Below are 15,469 nucleotides of genomic sequence, written 5' to 3' on the forward strand. Positions count from 1 at the left end.
ATGAACCTGAACAGAGCACTGAAGAGAATGACGTAAGGGATTGAAGAAAATCTAAGAGAGGAAAAAGAAGGGGAAAGGTATTCTTCTTAATAAAAAAACGAAAATGACTTTTTCAGCAAACCCTAATATAGTCAGAATTATTGAGGGTCGCGCAGCTATTTTACTGTTAGGGTGATTGTTTTGAAGCGGAAAATAAAAACCGCCGGCACGAAAGCCAGCGGCTTTTTCAATGCTATTTGCGATCAGTAAAAGGCATTAGCCTTCGTCTTCTCGACCATAGAAGGCATTGGGATTAGCACGGCTGTTTGGCTCTTGCCCAAACGGTCTTGTCTTTTTACCATTATTGTTAGCTTCGTCGTCGCCGCCGCTGCTTCCCATTGGTGAGGAGTTGCCACCACCGGGGAGGTTGGTATTAACGCTACCAGCAAGACTTGAAATCGCGGAGCTGACCGTGTTCTCGGATACCTTGTCACCAGGATTGCTTGTGGAAGCATTGAGACCGGCTCTCTCAAAGATCTCGGCAAGAGCGGCTTCTGTCAGAGGAGATGATACATCGGTATCACTTCCCATCAGTCCTTTTGCAGCAAGGGCTCTAACTGCGTCGCTGGGGTTGCTGACCTTCAAGTTCAGGGCATTGGCATACTTCAGTGCGAAATCGCCAATCGTAACATCTTTCGCTAGTACTGGCAGTGATAAAACCCCGATGCTCAAGAAAATCGCTAAAACCAATCTAACTTTCATAACCCTCCTCCTAAATATCTTTTCCTAAAATTAACATCCTTTTTCATATATTGTCAAAACAGCTGAAAGTCCAATTTAAAACTATCACATATTTTCAGATTTTTATCACAATTTTTCACAACCATTCAGTTTGTCGCTCGATTTCTTCTTCTATCACCACCTCTCTTATTTCATAACGTTTCTTTTATTTGTTTTGTAATATACGCTCAAATGTTCTTTCGTGCAACCTCAATTTTCAATTATTGCATTTTTGTTCCATCTCTTCAAATCTTGGCTTGGATCTAATGGAAATCGTTTAGAATCGGGAAGCTCATTGATATAATATAATTAACATTGAGTCATCTTTATGAAGAGTATGTGATGCTTCAAGAAACCGGCCCAATCAGAACAAGGGAAGTCCTTGAAAAATATGAGGAGGAACGCCTCTCCTGTTATGCGCTCAAGAGCTCACGCGCCAGGAGGTTGATCGACGTCAGCTCAGAGGGAAGGCTCTTCGATTACAGGACTGAATTCCAGAGAGACAGGGACAGGATCATCTATTCCAGAGCTTTTCGAAGGCTGAGGAATAAGGCGAGTATCTCCCATATAACTGATGAGGATCATGGAAGGGACAGGCTCAATCATACGCTGGAGGTCAGCCAGATTGCCAGGACCCTCGGGAGAGGGTTGAGCCTAAATGAGGATCTGATCGAGGCGATCTCGCTGGCGCATGACCTGGGAGTTCCGCCCTTTGGAGAGGCTGCGGAAAAAACTCTTGATTCCATCTTAAAAGGGAGGATACTCGAAGGGTTGACGGAGATTAAGACAGACCTGTACGGATTCGCAAGAAACAAACAATCGTTGAGAGTGGTCGATCTCTTAGAGAAGAGGTACGAACATGAGGGACTCAACCTGACCAGCGATACCAGGGAGGGGATCGTGAAGCAGGGAGAGAAAGGAAAGGATATGGCTTATCCTGATATGATAAAAGAAGGCCTGCATCCAGGACTTGCACCGTCATTCGAGGCCCAGGTGGTTTTCATCGCCGACGAGATCGCCACTCAGATCGAGAGCGCCGATGACGGACTGAGGTGCGGGATCATCGAGCTGAAGGAAGCGGAACGTCTTGCCCTGGTGAGAGAGCTAATCAAGAAAATCGGGAAGAGATATACAGCGCTGAGAGGGCGCTATATGAAGATTGCTTCCATCAACAGAGGTCTCACCCATCTCCTCGTGACCAACGTCATCTGCCATTCCCTTCAAGCACTCAGCCGCTGGGCCGAAAAAAACGGCGTTTGCAGCACGGAGAGATTCTATCAATCGAGAGAGACAATCAGTGGAAACGAGATTTCATTTCCTCCCCGAGTAAAGAAGATGTTCGGCGAGTTCTGGGATTTCATTTCCTCCCGAACAGCTTATACATTTCATACCCAGAGAGTCAGGGAGAGGGCGAAGAGAATCATCGAGGGGCTTTTCATGGCGTATTACAGAAATCCCCTGATTCTTGAAGATTATCTTCTTCTCCGGTATCGGGAGATCAGGGGGGTGAAATTCCTCCGGGACATACCCGGAAAACGGATGGGGAAAGAGATTGTTCGCTATAAAAAAGACCCGCGGTTCGTTAGATTGATCTGTGATCACATTGCGGGAATGACGGACAATTATGCGCGGCAGGAGTATGAAAAGTTGAACCTGGAATACCATAAGGGTTAGGGGGTTCTATGAGGATCCTTTTTGCTTCCGATCATGCAGGTTTTCAAACGAAAGAGAAGTTGATGGAAGATGTCAAGAAACTGGGATACGGGGTAAGCGATTTCGGGACATCTTCCGAAGAATCAGTGGACTACGTCGACTTCGGATTGCAAGCGGCCGAGGCCGTTTCCTCGGGGAAGTTCGACAGGGGGGTATTGATATGCGGAAGTGGGATCGGTATGTCCATCACGGCCAATAAGGTCAAGGGTATCAGGGCGGCGCTCGCCTGCACACCCGAGATGGCAAGACTGAGCAGGGAGCACAACGATGCCAACATCCTCTGCATGGGAAGCAGGATAAATGATTATGAGAATATCCTCGATATGACAAGGATCTGGCTCGAGACCGATTTCAGCGGCGGGAGGCACTTACAAAGAGTGGAAAAGATCAGGGCTCTCGAGGACAGACTCTTCAAATGATAGATGATCCGGAGCGTTATTTGAACACCTACCTTATTATATGAAATACTACCCTGTCTTTCTTGATATTCGGGGGAAGAGTTGTCTGGTTGTGGGTGGAGGAAACGTCGCCAGACGAAAGGTAAAGTCTCTCCTCGATGCTGGCGCCGTGGTGAAGGTCATCAGTCCTGAATTGATATCATCTCTCAAGAGTCTGGTGGAAAACGGCAAGATAAAATATTTGAAGCGGGAATTTAGAAAGGAGGACCTTAAGGGCTCAGCTATCGTTATCGTTGCAACCGGTGACAGGGAATTGAATTGGAAGATCTACAGGGAAGCCACACGGTTCAACATCTTATGCAACGTCGTGGATGATCCAGAACTCTGCCATTTCACTGTTCCGTCATCAATCTCCAGAGGAGATCTTCAGATTGCCGTTTCCACGTCGGGGAAGAGCCCGACCCTTGCCAGGGAGATCAGGAAAAAGCTGGAAAAGATATTTGGGAGAGAATACGAAAAATATCTCAACCTTATGGGAGAGATCAGAACAGAGGTCCTCCAGCAGGTCGCATCCCCAGCGAAGAGAAAAAAGATCTTCGATGCGCTTTCCAGAAGCCGGATCCTCTCGCATTTGAAAAGGGGAAAAATGAGGGAAGCCTCCCGAGAATCGCGCCGCATCATCCAAAAACATTTATGAATCCGGTGACTATGAAGAAAATTTTTGCTGAGAGTGGTGTACTGGCAAAGGCGCATCCTGATTATGAATACAGGGCCGGGCAGCACGAGATGGCAGAGGCGGTGATGAATGCGATCGCTGCGGAAAGACATCTTCTAATCGAGGCTGGAACCGGGATTGGAAAGACGATGGCCTATCTCATTCCTGCTCTGGAATCGAAAAAGAAGTTCATCATTTCGACCGGCACCAAAAATCTTCAGGAACAGATCTTCTTTAAGGATATCCCTTTCATCAGGAAAAGGTTCAGCTACTCTTTCAAAGCCTGTTGCATGAAGGGAAGGGAAAACTATCTCTGCTTGAAACGGTTCAGAGATTTCGAGAGACAGCCCCTGTTCAGGGAACTTGAGGAGGCAACCTTTTTCGATACCCTGAAGGGCTGGGCAATGAAGACTAAGACTGGAGACCGGGGAGAACTCAAAGGAGTTCCAGAGGATATTTCTATCTGGTCAGACATAAACGCAAAGAGCGACACATGCATGGGGAAGAAATGCCCCTATTTCAAGCCATGCTTCCTGACTCTCCTCAAGAACAAGGCTCTGGGGGCAGATATTGTCATCGTCAATCATCACCTCTTCTTTGCCGATCTCTCCATCAGAAGCGATTTTGGTGCAGTGATTCCGCCGTACGAGCACCTCATCTTCGATGAGGCTCACATGATGGAAGAAGTGGCAACGAACTATTTTGGAATCTCTGTGAGCCGCAGGAAGTTCGATGAACTGTTGCGGGATGCGGAGAAGCTCTTCCCGGAAAGGACGAAGATCAATGAAAAGAAGAAAATTTTTGCTGGAGCGAAGGAATCGGTCGATGATTTCTTCTCGCATTTTGAGGGTGATGAGGGAAAGTTACAGTTTCCAGAGGCAAAGAGGGGTCTGCTCTCCTCCAGGGTTTCCGTTCTCTCCAACAGCTTCGATCTGCTCAGCACGGCTATGACGGAACGGGTGGGAGAGGGCGAAGAGCTTGAGAATATCTTGAACAGAAAGGAAAGACTTCTCCAGGCCCTCCAGTTCCTCGTCAAACAGGAAGATCGTAAATACGTCTACTGGTATGAAATCAGGAAGAAGAATGTCATCCTCCAGGCTTCACCCATTGATGTTTCGGAGATTCTCAGAGTCAATCTCTTTGAAAGGGTGAAGTGTGCCATCATGACTTCTGCCACTCTCTCGATTGCGGGGGATTTCTCCTTTTACAGGGAAAGACTGGGTGTGGTGAATCATCAAGAGCTCGCGGTAGAATCCCCGTACGACTTCGAGAAGCAGGCCATCATGTATCTCCCCGGTTCCATGCCCGAGCCGCACGAGGAGTCTTTCCTTGAAAGGATGAAAGAGGATCTCCTGAAGCTGCTGGAGATCAGTGAGGGGAGAGCCTTTGTCCTCTTCACCAGCATAGCCAACATGAAAAAGCTTCACAGGATGATGGCATCCAAAATAAGGTACCCTCTGCTCCTCCAGGGTGAGATGCCAAAGACGGAGCTTCTCGAGGAGTTCCGGTCGGGAAGGGGAGCCGTCCTCTTTGCCACCTCATCCTTCTGGCATGGAGTGGATGTCCAGGGAGAATCTCTCAGCCTCGTTGCCATAGATAAAATCCCCTTCGATGTCCCTTCGGACCCGCTCATCGCGACCCGCATCAAGTATCTGAAGGAAGAGGGGAGGAACGCTTTCTATGAGTATCAACTTCCCATGGCCGTCATCGAATTGAAACAGGGGCTCGGGAGACTGATCAGGAGCCGGAAGGATAAGGGGATTCTCGCCCTATTCGATCCGAGAGTCCTCACCAGAAAATATGGAAGGGTCTTCCTGGAATCCCTCCCTCCCTTCAAAGTCACGGATCGGCTTGACGATGTCGAGAGTTTCTTCAAACCACACCTGGATTAGAAGAGATGATGGAAAAGAAAAGGATCTATCTGATAGATGGAACGAACCAGATCTTCAGGGCCTTCTATGCCATCAAAAGCCAGCTCACGAACCAGAGAGGTCTGCCGACGAACGCCGTATATGGTTTTGCAAGAATGCTCAAGAAACTTCTGGCAGAGAAGAAGCCTGACTATGTTGCATGTGCCTTCGACCTTTCTGCTCCCACCTTCCGTCACGAAGAGTTCAAGGGGTACAAGGCGAATAGACCGGAAGCCCCGGAAGAGTTGAGCATCCAGTTCCCGTATGCGAAAAAAGTCTGCGAGGCGTTCGGAGTTCCGGTACTGGAAATGGAAGGCTATGAGGCGGATGACCTCATCGGGACGCTCTCCAGAAAGGCCAGTGAAGAGGGGTTTTCCGTCGTCATCGTCGCCTCCGACAAGGACCTCTTCCAGCTTGTCGATGGATCTGTCTTGATGCTCAATCCGCAGAAAGAGGAAGGAGAGATCGGGAAAGAAGAAGTCATGAGGATATTCGGCGTTGCCCCGGAGCGAGTCGTCGACGTCTTTTCCCTCTGGGGAGACCCCGTTGATAACATCCCCGGTGTCCCCGGCATCGGTGAGAAGAGGGCTAAGGAGATAATCGCAACCTATGGTTCCCTCGAAAAAGTCATCGACAGAGCAGAAAGATTTATTGCATTCTTTGCATTGAGAAATGCGCTACTTAAGGAGATCGAGGAGATAGAAGCATCCTCTGGGGCTCACAGGAAAATACCATGGGAGCGTTTTTTCGATGAACTGGATGAAGCAAGAGAAAAAGGGCGAGCGCTGCTGAATGTAGAAAAGGATTCCGGCTTCTATAAGAAAGTCGAAGAACTTTTAGCTTCCTTCGAAGAGATTGCAAAGAAGAAATCAGACTATCTCAACGAACCGGAAGGGGTGCCAACGGAACTTCGAATACTGAAGAAACTATTGAAGGATCTGGAGAAGGGAAGTTCCTACAAGTCGTGGGAAAGCGTATCACAGCATAAAGATCGCGCTGTCATGAGTCGGAAGCTGGCAAAGATTGAGCAGAGCGTTCCGCTGATCCTGGAGCCTGGCTCTCTGAAATACAAGGGCATCCGGGAGGAAGAACTGAGAGCGCTTTTCACGGAGCTTGGCTTTTCCTCCATGCTTGCGGGGTTGGAGAAGGGAGAAGTAGTGGAGGGTACGGCCCCTTCTTCTGGAGAGGTAACCTTTGAACCGATCGCAAGCCTGGATGATCTGAGTGCTCTGGAGGATAAACTTGCGAAGAGGAGGGAGGCTTTCATCGGCCTCCTTCGCATGCCGGGGCACCAAAAAAACAGGGAGAAAATAGCCATTTCATTTTACATCCCTGATGAAGGAAAGAGCTACGCTTTTCTTCTTCCTTCTGAAGGTGTATTCCTGAACAATCTCCTGGCTCTGGAGACACTGAAGAGAGCCCTGCAGAATGAGAAGATAAAGAAGATCGGACACGACCTCAAGACTTCGCTCATCTCTCTCAGAAGGCATGAGATTGATCTCGGTGGGATCTCTTTCGATGCAATGTTAGCAGCCTACCTGCTTGATCCATCTAGGAAAGATTTTGAACTTCCCACAATCGTCGAAGAGGTGCTTCATGCTCGATATACCGAAGAGAAGCTGGAAGAAGAGGATGGTCACATTCCCGAGCAGCGTCTCTTGCAGAACTGTGCCAGGAGAGCCTTCTATACTGCGAGGCTCCATCCACTTCTCAAAAATATGCTGCTGAAAGAGAATCTTGAAGAGCTGTATGAGACGGTAGAGATGCCTCTCATCGAGGTCCTTGCCGGGATGGAGATGTCAGGCGTGAAGATCGACACGGAACTACTCGGGTCGATGTCCATCGATATGGAAGCCGAGCTTCAAGCTGTCAGCGAGGAGATCTACAAACTGGCAGGACAAAAGTTCAACATCAATTCCCCGAAGCAGTTAGGCGATATCCTCTTCAGGAAGCTTGGACTCGCCCATGCCAGGAAGACACCGAAGAGCCGTGAGTTTGCAACGGGGATGGAAGTGCTGGAAGAGCTATCAGCCGTTCACCCGCTGCCGCGGAAGGTGCTGGAGTACAGGAGCATCGCTAAGATGAAAGCGACTTACGTGGATGCCCTTCCGGCTCTAATAGACCCTGGGACGGGAAGGGTCCACACATCCTTTCATCAGACCGGGACGGCCACCGGGAGGCTCTCTTCGAGCGATCCCAACCTCCAGAACATCCCGATCCGTTCCGAATCGGGAAAGGAGATCAGAAAGGCATTCGTCCCTGAAGAGGGGTATCTCTTTGTCTCCGCAGATTATTCCCAGGTGGAGCTGAGAATCCTTGCCCATCTCTCCGATGACCAGGACATGATCGAATCCTTCGTGAAGGAGGAGGATATCCATAGAACAACCGCCTCAAGGATTCTGGGGATCCCTTACGAAAGCGTGACTGATGATCACAGGCGTTTTGCGAAGACCATCAACTTCGGGATTCTCTATGGGATGGGAGCCTTTCGTCTGTCCAGGGAGCTGGGGATCTCCAGCAGGGAGGCTCAAAGGTTCATAGATTCCTATTTCCAGAGGTTTCGGAGGGTGAGAGACTACATCGATGAGACGACGGAGTTCGTCAGGAAGGAGGGGTACGTTACGACGCTCTTCGGGAGGGTGAGATATTTCAAGGAGATAGGCAGCAAGAACCAGAGGCTCATGCAGCAGGCGATCAGGCAGGCGGTCAACACGACAATACAGGGGACGGCGGCCGATCTAATAAAAAAAGCCATGATATCAATCCACAGGGAGTTTGGACAATATCAAGCCCGCATGATACTCCAGGTCCACGATGAGCTTCTCTTCGAGGTCCCTGAAGAGAATGTCGAGAAGGTGAAGAGGCTTGTCAAGGAGAAGATGGAGTACGTTTATCCACTGAAGGCTCCATTGATCGTCAATGTCTCTTCCGGCAAAAGCTGGGCCGATACCAAATAGATCAAAGAACTCAATAATGTTTATTTTGCTTTCCAGCGCTCGCTCATCTCGAGCAAAGGAGTGGAAAAATATCTTGCGGGGAATATATTACCTTTGAAAGACCAAATGGTTTTAAGAGAGAATGGATGATCTGAAGAAGATCCTTGTGGTTGATGACGAGCCTTCGGTGAGAGAGGTCCTGAGCGAAGGGTTAGATCTCTCGGGATACGAATGTTTTACAGCTTCTAACTATAGCGAAGCACTGGAAAAGCTCAAAAGTGATCGATTCCAACTTGTTCTCAGCGACATCAACATGCCCGGCGAGAGTGGCATAGACCTCCTCCGCACGATCAAAGAGCACGATCATGACATGGATGTAATCATGGTGACCGGGGTCATCGACATCGATTCGGCAATCCATGCAATGAGGCTCGGCGCCAGTGACTATGTTACGAAGCCGTTCAATTTCGAGGAGTTGCGGATCGTCATCGAAAGGACGTTAGAAAAGCGAAGATTGATCCAGGAGAATAGAGAGTATCAACTCAACCTTGAGAAGAAAGTCCGGGAGAGAACGGAAGAGATTCTCAGCAAGACGAAAGAGATAGAGAGGCTCTACAATGAGCTATCCGTCGCTTTCCATCAAATCCAAGAGAACTACAATGCGACCCTGGAAGCCCTCATAGTCGCCCTCGATACGAGAGACGCGGAGACCCAGGGGCATTCCAAGAGGGTCGTCGAGTATACATCGCTTATTGCCGAGAGGATTGGGATTGTCGGCAAGAATATGGTCGATATCAGAAGGGGAGCCCTTCTTCATGATGTCGGGAAGATCGGGATACCCGATGCCATTCTGAGAAAGCCGGGAAAATTGACCGATGAGGAATGGTGCATCATGCGAAAGCATCCTGAGTACGGGTATAAGGTGCTGAGCGGCATCAAATTCCTCGAGGACGCGCTTCTCATTGTGCTTCATCACCATGAGAGGTGGGATGGCACAGGCTATCCGGGAGGATTGAAAAACGGCTCCATACCGCTGGCGGCGCGGATATTTGCCGTTGCCGATACGCTGGATGCCATGACATCGCCTCGCCCATACCGGAATGCGCTTACCTACGAGCAGGCCCGGGATGAAGTCCTTAAGTTCAAAGGAACTCAATTCGATCCCATGGTCGCCGATGTCTTCCTTTCCATTCCAAAATCGGACTGGGAAGCAATCGACAGGAGGATCCACGAGGAAATCAGCATCGTACAGAGCTTCGTGCCCGTGAAGTTTAAGTGAAACTTTCTCATTAGAATACCTTAGATCTATTATTTCACTTTAATCGTGATGATTTCATCACCGGAGAAGATTCTGCCCACAACGCTGCCTCATTCTTTTTAGCTTAAGCATTGGATTTTCTTGACGAAATGGTTTATGGCTGATAGACTTTTTTGCATGCAGAAGTATGATTTAAAAGGGATTTTCATCTTTTTTCTTGTGGCAACGCTCTCTTACGGTCTTCTGGGGACTGAAGAGAAGCATACTATTTACACTGATGAACAAACCGAAGCATTTTTCAAGAAGTTTGACTTCGTCCAGAAAGAGACGAAGACCATCCAGGCAACATTCGTCGAGAAGAAAGAGCTGAAGCTCCTCGAAGAGCCGGTTGTATCGAAGGGGAGGTTCTATTTTACGAGTCCGAGCCAGGCCCTCTGGGAATATCAGAATCCTGAAGAAAAGACATTCCTTCTGACGAAAAATGACCTAATCAGTTATTACCCCAAAGAAAAGAAAGCGGAGAAAGTCAACATCAAGCGGTTCAGTGGGCAGGTCTTTAAATTTTTCGCCGTCGGGCAGATCTCGAAAGATCTAAAAGACTATTACAATATCGAGGTCTCTAACAACAATAACTCCAAGAAGATTATCATGACCCTCAGACCTAAGAAGAGAAGGGCGAAGAAAAGAGTCGATGTTGTAAGGATCTGGATCGATAAAACGACCCTTCAACCATACCAGATCCAATATGTGGAGATGGATGGAGACAAAACGACGCTCACATTCGACAATTTAAAAATTAACGAGGAGATTAGTGCGGAAATCTACAAACTGAATATCCCGCCCGATGTCGAGATTAAAGAAGGCTTCTCTGAGTTTTCCGACAAAGGTAAATAAAAAGAAAATGACAGGACAGGTCAGGCATCATGCCTGACCTGTCATCGCCTCTCGTTTGTGGATGAGGAGTTAGTACATGTCACCCATGCCGCCGCCATGTGGAGGCATCATCGGTGGCTTCTTCTCCTCCGGGATTTCATAGACCGCTGCCTCCGTTGTGAGCATCAGACTAGCTATGGAGGAAGCGTTCTGAAGAGCCGTCCTCACGACTTTGGTTGGATCGATGATCCCGCCCTCGACCATGTCGGCGAAAGTTTCTTTATAAGCATCGAAGCCCCAGTTCTTCCCCTTTTCCTTCTCAAGGTTCCTCACTTCATTTACGATGACGGAATCTTCCTGACCGGCGTTCTGGACAATCTGCCGAATCGGTTCCTCAAGGGCTCTCTTCACGATGTTGAATCCGATGACCTGGTCATCGTTCAGCTCCTTTTCCTTCTTCTCTTTCAGGTATTTATCGATGGCGTTCTGGGCTCTCAGGAGGGCAACTCCGCCACCGGGAACAATCCCTTCCTCGACGGCTGCCTTCGTCGCATGCATGGCATCCTCGACTCTTGCTTTCTTCTCCTTCATCTCTGTCTCTGTGGCTGCACCGACTTTAATGACTGCAACACCGCCAATCAGTTTGGCCAGCCTTTCCTGTAGTTTCTCCCGGTCGTAATCGGAGGTTGTATCCTCGATCTGTGTTCTGATCTGCTTCACCCGTCCTTCGATCTCAGACTGCTTTCCTTTCCCTTCGATGATGGTCGTGTTGTCCTTGTCGATGACGATCTTCTTGGCTTCGCCGAGGTCTTCCATCCGGATGTTCTCGAGCTTGATCCCGAGATCCTCCGTGATGCTCTTTCCACCAGTCAGAATGGCGATGTCCTTGAGCATCTCCTTCCTGCGGTCACCGAATCCAGGAGCCTTGACTGCGGAGCACTGGAGCGTTCCTCTGAGTTTATTTACGACGAGCGTGGCAAGGGCCTCGCCTTCTACGTCCTCGGCGATGATGAGCAATGGTTTCCCGGCTCTTGCGATCTGTTCGAGCAGTGGAAGGAGCTCTTTCATGTTGCTGATCTTCTTCTCGTGGATGAGTATCTTGATATCCTCGAGGACGCATTCCATCCTCTCGGCATCGGTGACGAAGTACGGTGAGAGATACCCTCGATCAAACTGCATTCCTTCCACGACGTCGAGAGAAGTCTCCATTGATTTTGCCTCTTCGACGGTGATAACGCCATCCTTCCCGACCTTCTCCATCGCCTCGGCAATGATCTGGCCGATAGTCTCGTCGTTGTTGGCCGAGACAGTGCCCACCTGTGCGATCATCTTTCCTGCCACCTTTTGGGAGAGGTTCTTTATCTCATTAACGGAGATCTCGACCGCTTTCTCAATTCCTTTCTTGAGATCCATCGGATTGGCGCCGGACGTAACTGCCTTGATCCCTTCCCGATAGATCGCCTGCGCAAGGACGGTTGCGGTTGTCGTTCCATCACCGGCTGTATCGGACGTCTTGCTGGCGACCTCTCTCACCATCTGGGCGCCCATATTCTCTTTAGGATCGTTCAACTCGATCTCTTTGGCTACGGTTACACCGTCCTTCGTACTTGTGGGAGAACCGAACTTCTTCTCCAGGATGACATTTCGCCCCTTTGGGCCAAGTGTAACCTTGACGGCATCGGCAAGCTTGTTGATTCCTTTGAGAATTGCCTGCCTGCAATCCTCAGCATAAATGATATCCTTTGCTGCCATAATCTATAACCTCCTTTTCATTGTTTGATTTTCACTTTTCTTGCTAATTTTTAAGATAACTCGATTTCTCATCGGTGATCCTTGACATCGAGTATGAGCCGGAACGCACAGTAGTGTCCGGGCTTCTGTAATTCGTCATTGAATGATTCCTAGGATTTCGTCTTCTCTCAGGATAACATGCTCTTCATCCTCGATCTTGATCTCTGTTCCCGCATATTTGCCGAACAGGACCTTGTCGCCCACTTTCACTTCGATCGGGACCCTTTTGCCATTGTCGTCCAGCCTGCCGGGACCGACGGCAATGACTTTTCCTTCCATCGGCTTCTCTTTCGCCGTGTCGGGGATGATGATCCCCCCCTTTACGACCTCTTTCTCTTCGAGCCTCTTGATTAGAATTCGATCGGCTAATGGTTTGATCTTCATAGTACATCCTCCTTTCTAATTGGTTGAAAATGAAAGAGTTACATTTATCCTAAAAATAAAATTAGCACTCTTGCCTAAAGAGTGCCAATACTATAGGATTGCGCTTTTCAAATGTCAAGCTACTTCATAAGAATTTTGTTCTATTCTTCTTGACGCTATTCTTCCCTAAAGAATAAAATGGATGAAACATTAAACTAATGAATACATATCGAAGAGTGAGCATTCAGGATGTCGGCAGCATGCAGAACTAAGATCAACCTCACCATTACTTACCAGAACATGCCAGGCAAGAGATCGAATCAACCTCTGAGATAACCGATGGAGAAAAAAAAGAGCCAGATACCCTTATGCTATCTTTCTCTGGGTTCCAATCTCGGAGATAGACTACGAAATCTGCAAAGAGGGATTCGGCTACTGCAGGGAAAGGGGCTGGTCATCAGATCTCTCTCATCAATCTATGAGACGGAACCTGTTGGGATGGCAGGAGTATGTGATTATTATAATCTGGTCATGGAAGTTGAGACTTCTCTTCAGCCGGAAGATCTGCTAAGCACCTGCCTGCAGATTGAGTCCGAGATGGGTCGAATAAGAGACAAGGACCGGAAGAAATCCAGGACATTTGATGCGGACATCATTTTTTATGGTGATCTTGTCCTGAAGACTGAGCGGCTCACCATCCCGCATCCCAGAATGCACCAAAGAAAGTTCGTTCTCGTCCCGCTTGCAGAGATTGCGCCCTACATCATTCATCCGGTCTTTAAAAAAAATGTGAGGCTTCTCATTGATGAATGCCAGGATGCTTGTATGGTCAGGAAGCTTGATATAGTGATCTGATTCTTTTCCTATTCCGTCAGGAAAAATACCTGACATAACTAATGAATTCTTCTCTTGATTGTTCGGCTAAAATTAAAATATAATTTCAAACTCAGGTGAAAAGATAAACCTTCAACCTTGCAAAGTAAAGACGACAGTTCTAAAGTCATAGCGGCAGGTGGCCGAGGCCAAGCATCACCATCTTAAAAAAACTTCTAAGATGTCTGATTGATAAATACAGTTAATCATATAAAAGCATCTAAAGATGAAAACATAGGGTTGGTTACCGAATTATCTTTATGAAATTCAAGCAGATTGCGGTAGAAGGGCCGATCGGAGTAGGGAAGACAAGCCTTGTTGAACGTCTTGCGGAGAAGTTCAATGCCCGGAAGGTCGTGGAGAGTATAGAGAACCCCTTCCTAAAGGATTTTTACAACGATAAGACCGGGGCGGCCTTCCAGACTCAGCTCTTCTTCCTCCTGAACCGCTATCGCCAGCTCTCGGAGCTCAAACAGGCGGATCTCTTCCAGCAGCTCATCATATGCGACTATCTGTTTGCAAAAGACAAGATTTTCGCGTATCTTAATCTCAATGATAGCGAGCTGATGCTTTATGAAAAGCTCTATGGCATGCTCGAGGTCAACGTTCCGATGCCTGACTTGGTGATCTACCTTCAGGCAGAGACGAGTGTCCTCTACGAGAGGATCAAAGGGAGAAAGCGAGATTACGAGAAGGAGATCTCGGAAGAATACATAAATGAGGTCAACAAGGCATACAATTACTTCTTCTTCCACTACGATGCTTCACCGCTACTGGTTATAAACACGTCGGATATTGACTTCGTTCATCAGCCGGAAGACCTTGATGACCTGGTAATGAGAATAAGAAACATGGGGAAAGGTGTTCAGTATTATGTCCCACTCGGATCGAAAGGCTGACCGGGATGGGTATAGTAGATTGGTAGATTCCCCGTAGCAAGAGCCGCTGCTGATTTCCCTCAACCTAACAGGTGGGGAGAAAGGAGGCTGCGATGAGCGGTACAGACTTCCTGCCCAAGATAACCATTCCTGACATCTTCGCAAGAAAAAAGGAGGGGAGGAGAATCTCTATGATCACCGCTTACGACTACCCTTCCGCGCAAGTGGCAGATGATGCCGGGATCGACATCATCCTTGTTGGGGATTCCCTCGGGATGGTCGTCCTTGGATACGAGAACACATTGAAGGTCACGATGGAGGAGATGATTCACCACACGAAGGCGGCAGCAAGGGGAAGAAAGCGGGCCCTTCTGATTGGAGACATGCCCTATCTTTCCTATCATACCTCTGTGGAAGATGCCGTGAGGAATGCTGGACGCTTCGTCCAGGAAGGTGGCGCTGAGGGCGTGAAAGTGGAAGGAGGGAGAAAACGGGTCCGGGTCATCAGAGCCATTCTTGATGCAGAGATTCCTGTGATGGGGCACATCGGGCTCACGCCGCAGTCGATACACATGATGGGAGGATACAAGGTCCAGGGGAGGATCTTTGAGAAGGCGGAAGAACTGGTCCGGGATGCGAAGATCCTGGAAGAAGAAGGGGTATTTTCAATAGTCCTGGAGGGAATCCCGGATGAACTTTCAAGGATCATCTCGTCCGAACTGAAGATTCCGACGATTGGAATCGGAGCAGGACGATATTGCGATGGACAGGTTCTTGTCTTCCACGACCTCCTCGGATTTAATTCTTGTTACCTGCCGAAATTTGTAAGAAAATATGCGAATCTCAATGACGAGGTGAAGAGTTCCATAAGAAGATTCATATCGGACGTTCAGAGCGGGGATTTCCCGTCGGATAATGAGAGCTACTCTCTGCCGAGGGATGTCGCAGAAAAGCTTCTCATGAAGTATGGAGTAACGGCAGCAGATTAATGATGGACGAGGG

General features: G+C 48.5%; 13 protein-coding genes. 10 read left to right on the plus strand and 3 right to left on the minus strand.

Annotated features, from left to right (window positions below; translation table 11 throughout):
- Positions 1-255: 255 nt before the first annotated feature.
- On the minus strand, positions 256-741 hold the full coding sequence (locus AB1756_08545; GenBank protein ID MEW5807378.1) for a hypothetical protein: 486 nt from the start codon (positions 739-741) through the stop codon (positions 256-258).
- Between the two features lie 360 nt (positions 742-1,101).
- Here AB1756_08545 and dgt point away from each other — a divergent pair, with 360 nt between their 5' ends.
- The 7 genes from dgt (at position 1,102) to AB1756_08580 (ending at position 10,583) form a co-directional block, all read left to right on the plus strand.
- Entirely contained in the window at positions 1,102-2,433 is a 1,332-nt protein-coding gene (gene dgt / locus AB1756_08550) for a dGTP triphosphohydrolase (protein ID MEW5807379.1), read from the plus strand.
- Positions 2,434-2,441: 8 nt separating this feature from the next.
- The gene (gene rpiB, locus AB1756_08555; GenBank protein MEW5807380.1) at positions 2,442-2,891 is read left to right on the plus strand and encodes a ribose 5-phosphate isomerase B; all 450 of its coding nucleotides are present in this window, start codon (positions 2,442-2,444) and stop codon (positions 2,889-2,891) included.
- Between the two features lie 40 nt (positions 2,892-2,931).
- A complete protein-coding gene (locus AB1756_08560; protein MEW5807381.1) occupies positions 2,932-3,567 on the plus strand; it encodes a bifunctional precorrin-2 dehydrogenase/sirohydrochlorin ferrochelatase in 636 nt (211 codons plus the stop codon).
- Between the two features lie 11 nt (positions 3,568-3,578).
- Positions 3,579-5,477 carry an ATP-dependent DNA helicase gene (locus tag AB1756_08565; protein MEW5807382.1) on the plus strand — a complete coding sequence of 633 codons (1,899 nt, stop codon included), beginning with the start codon at positions 3,579-3,581 and terminating at the stop codon, positions 5,475-5,477.
- A 5-nt stretch (positions 5,478-5,482) separates the two neighbouring features.
- Complete coding sequence (gene polA / locus AB1756_08570) at positions 5,483-8,452, plus strand: DNA polymerase I (protein MEW5807383.1); 2,970 nt, start codon at positions 5,483-5,485, stop codon at positions 8,450-8,452.
- A 121-nt stretch (positions 8,453-8,573) separates the two neighbouring features.
- Complete coding sequence (locus AB1756_08575; protein ID MEW5807384.1) at positions 8,574-9,710, plus strand: HD domain-containing phosphohydrolase; 1,137 nt, start codon at positions 8,574-8,576, stop codon at positions 9,708-9,710.
- Between the two features lie 135 nt (positions 9,711-9,845).
- Positions 9,846-10,583 (plus strand): outer membrane lipoprotein carrier protein LolA, encoded by a 738-nt coding sequence (locus tag AB1756_08580; GenBank protein ID MEW5807385.1) that lies wholly within the window; start codon positions 9,846-9,848, stop codon positions 10,581-10,583.
- Between the two features lie 69 nt (positions 10,584-10,652).
- Here AB1756_08580 and groL read toward each other — a convergent pair whose 3' ends face one another.
- Both groL and groES read right to left on the minus strand, forming a co-directional pair.
- Positions 10,653-12,314, minus strand: a complete 1,662-nt coding sequence (gene groL / locus AB1756_08585) for a chaperonin GroEL (protein MEW5807386.1) — start codon at positions 12,312-12,314, stop codon at positions 10,653-10,655.
- Between the two features lie 135 nt (positions 12,315-12,449).
- Entirely contained in the window at positions 12,450-12,737 is a 288-nt protein-coding gene (gene groES / locus AB1756_08590; GenBank protein ID MEW5807387.1) for a co-chaperone GroES, read from the minus strand.
- A 318-nt stretch (positions 12,738-13,055) separates the two neighbouring features.
- On the opposite strand from groES, the gene folK reads away from it, so the two are divergent.
- The 3 genes from folK to panB all read left to right on the plus strand — a co-directional run bounded on the left by folK (position 13,056) and on the right by panB (position 15,456).
- On the plus strand, positions 13,056-13,571 hold the full coding sequence (folK, locus tag AB1756_08595) for a 2-amino-4-hydroxy-6-hydroxymethyldihydropteridine diphosphokinase (protein MEW5807388.1): 516 nt from the start codon (positions 13,056-13,058) through the stop codon (positions 13,569-13,571).
- Positions 13,572-13,849: 278 nt separating this feature from the next.
- Positions 13,850-14,488 (plus strand): deoxynucleoside kinase, encoded by a 639-nt coding sequence (locus tag AB1756_08600; GenBank protein ID MEW5807389.1) that lies wholly within the window; start codon positions 13,850-13,852, stop codon positions 14,486-14,488.
- A gap of 92 nt (positions 14,489-14,580) precedes the next feature.
- Complete coding sequence (gene panB, locus AB1756_08605; GenBank protein ID MEW5807390.1) at positions 14,581-15,456, plus strand: 3-methyl-2-oxobutanoate hydroxymethyltransferase; 876 nt, start codon at positions 14,581-14,583, stop codon at positions 15,454-15,456.
- Positions 15,457-15,469: the final 13 nt, after the last annotated feature.

The organism is Acidobacteriota bacterium, assembly GCA_040752675.1.
Lineage (GTDB): Bacteria > Acidobacteriota > Polarisedimenticolia > JBFMGF01 > JBFMGF01 > JBFMGF01.

Excerpts from the sequence above, each read along its gene's own strand:
- rpiB (MEW5807380.1), top strand. The coding sequence starts at position 2,442 with ATGAGGATCCTTTTTGCTTCCGATCATGCAGGTTTTCAAACGAAAGAG.
- AB1756_08545 (MEW5807378.1), bottom strand. The coding sequence starts at position 741 with ATGAAAGTTAGATTGGTTTTAGCGATTTTCTTGAGCATCGGGGTTTTA.
- AB1756_08565 (MEW5807382.1), top strand. The coding sequence starts at position 3,579 with ATGAAGAAAATTTTTGCTGAGAGTGGTGTACTGGCAAAGGCGCATCCT.
- polA (MEW5807383.1), top strand. The coding sequence starts at position 5,483 with ATGATGGAAAAGAAAAGGATCTATCTGATAGATGGAACGAACCAGATC.
- AB1756_08575 (MEW5807384.1), top strand. The coding sequence starts at position 8,574 with ATGGATGATCTGAAGAAGATCCTTGTGGTTGATGACGAGCCTTCGGTG.
- folK (MEW5807388.1), top strand. The coding sequence starts at position 13,056 with ATGGAGAAAAAAAAGAGCCAGATACCCTTATGCTATCTTTCTCTGGGT.
- AB1756_08600 (MEW5807389.1), top strand. The coding sequence starts at position 13,850 with ATGAAATTCAAGCAGATTGCGGTAGAAGGGCCGATCGGAGTAGGGAAG.
- AB1756_08580 (MEW5807385.1), top strand. The coding sequence starts at position 9,846 with ATGGCTGATAGACTTTTTTGCATGCAGAAGTATGATTTAAAAGGGATT.
- groL (MEW5807386.1), bottom strand. The coding sequence starts at position 12,314 with ATGGCAGCAAAGGATATCATTTATGCTGAGGATTGCAGGCAGGCAATT.
- groES (MEW5807387.1), bottom strand. The coding sequence starts at position 12,737 with ATGAAGATCAAACCATTAGCCGATCGAATTCTAATCAAGAGGCTCGAA.
- AB1756_08560 (MEW5807381.1), top strand. The coding sequence starts at position 2,932 with ATGAAATACTACCCTGTCTTTCTTGATATTCGGGGGAAGAGTTGTCTG.
- dgt (MEW5807379.1), top strand. The coding sequence starts at position 1,102 with ATGCTTCAAGAAACCGGCCCAATCAGAACAAGGGAAGTCCTTGAAAAA.
- panB (MEW5807390.1), top strand. The coding sequence starts at position 14,581 with ATGAGCGGTACAGACTTCCTGCCCAAGATAACCATTCCTGACATCTTC.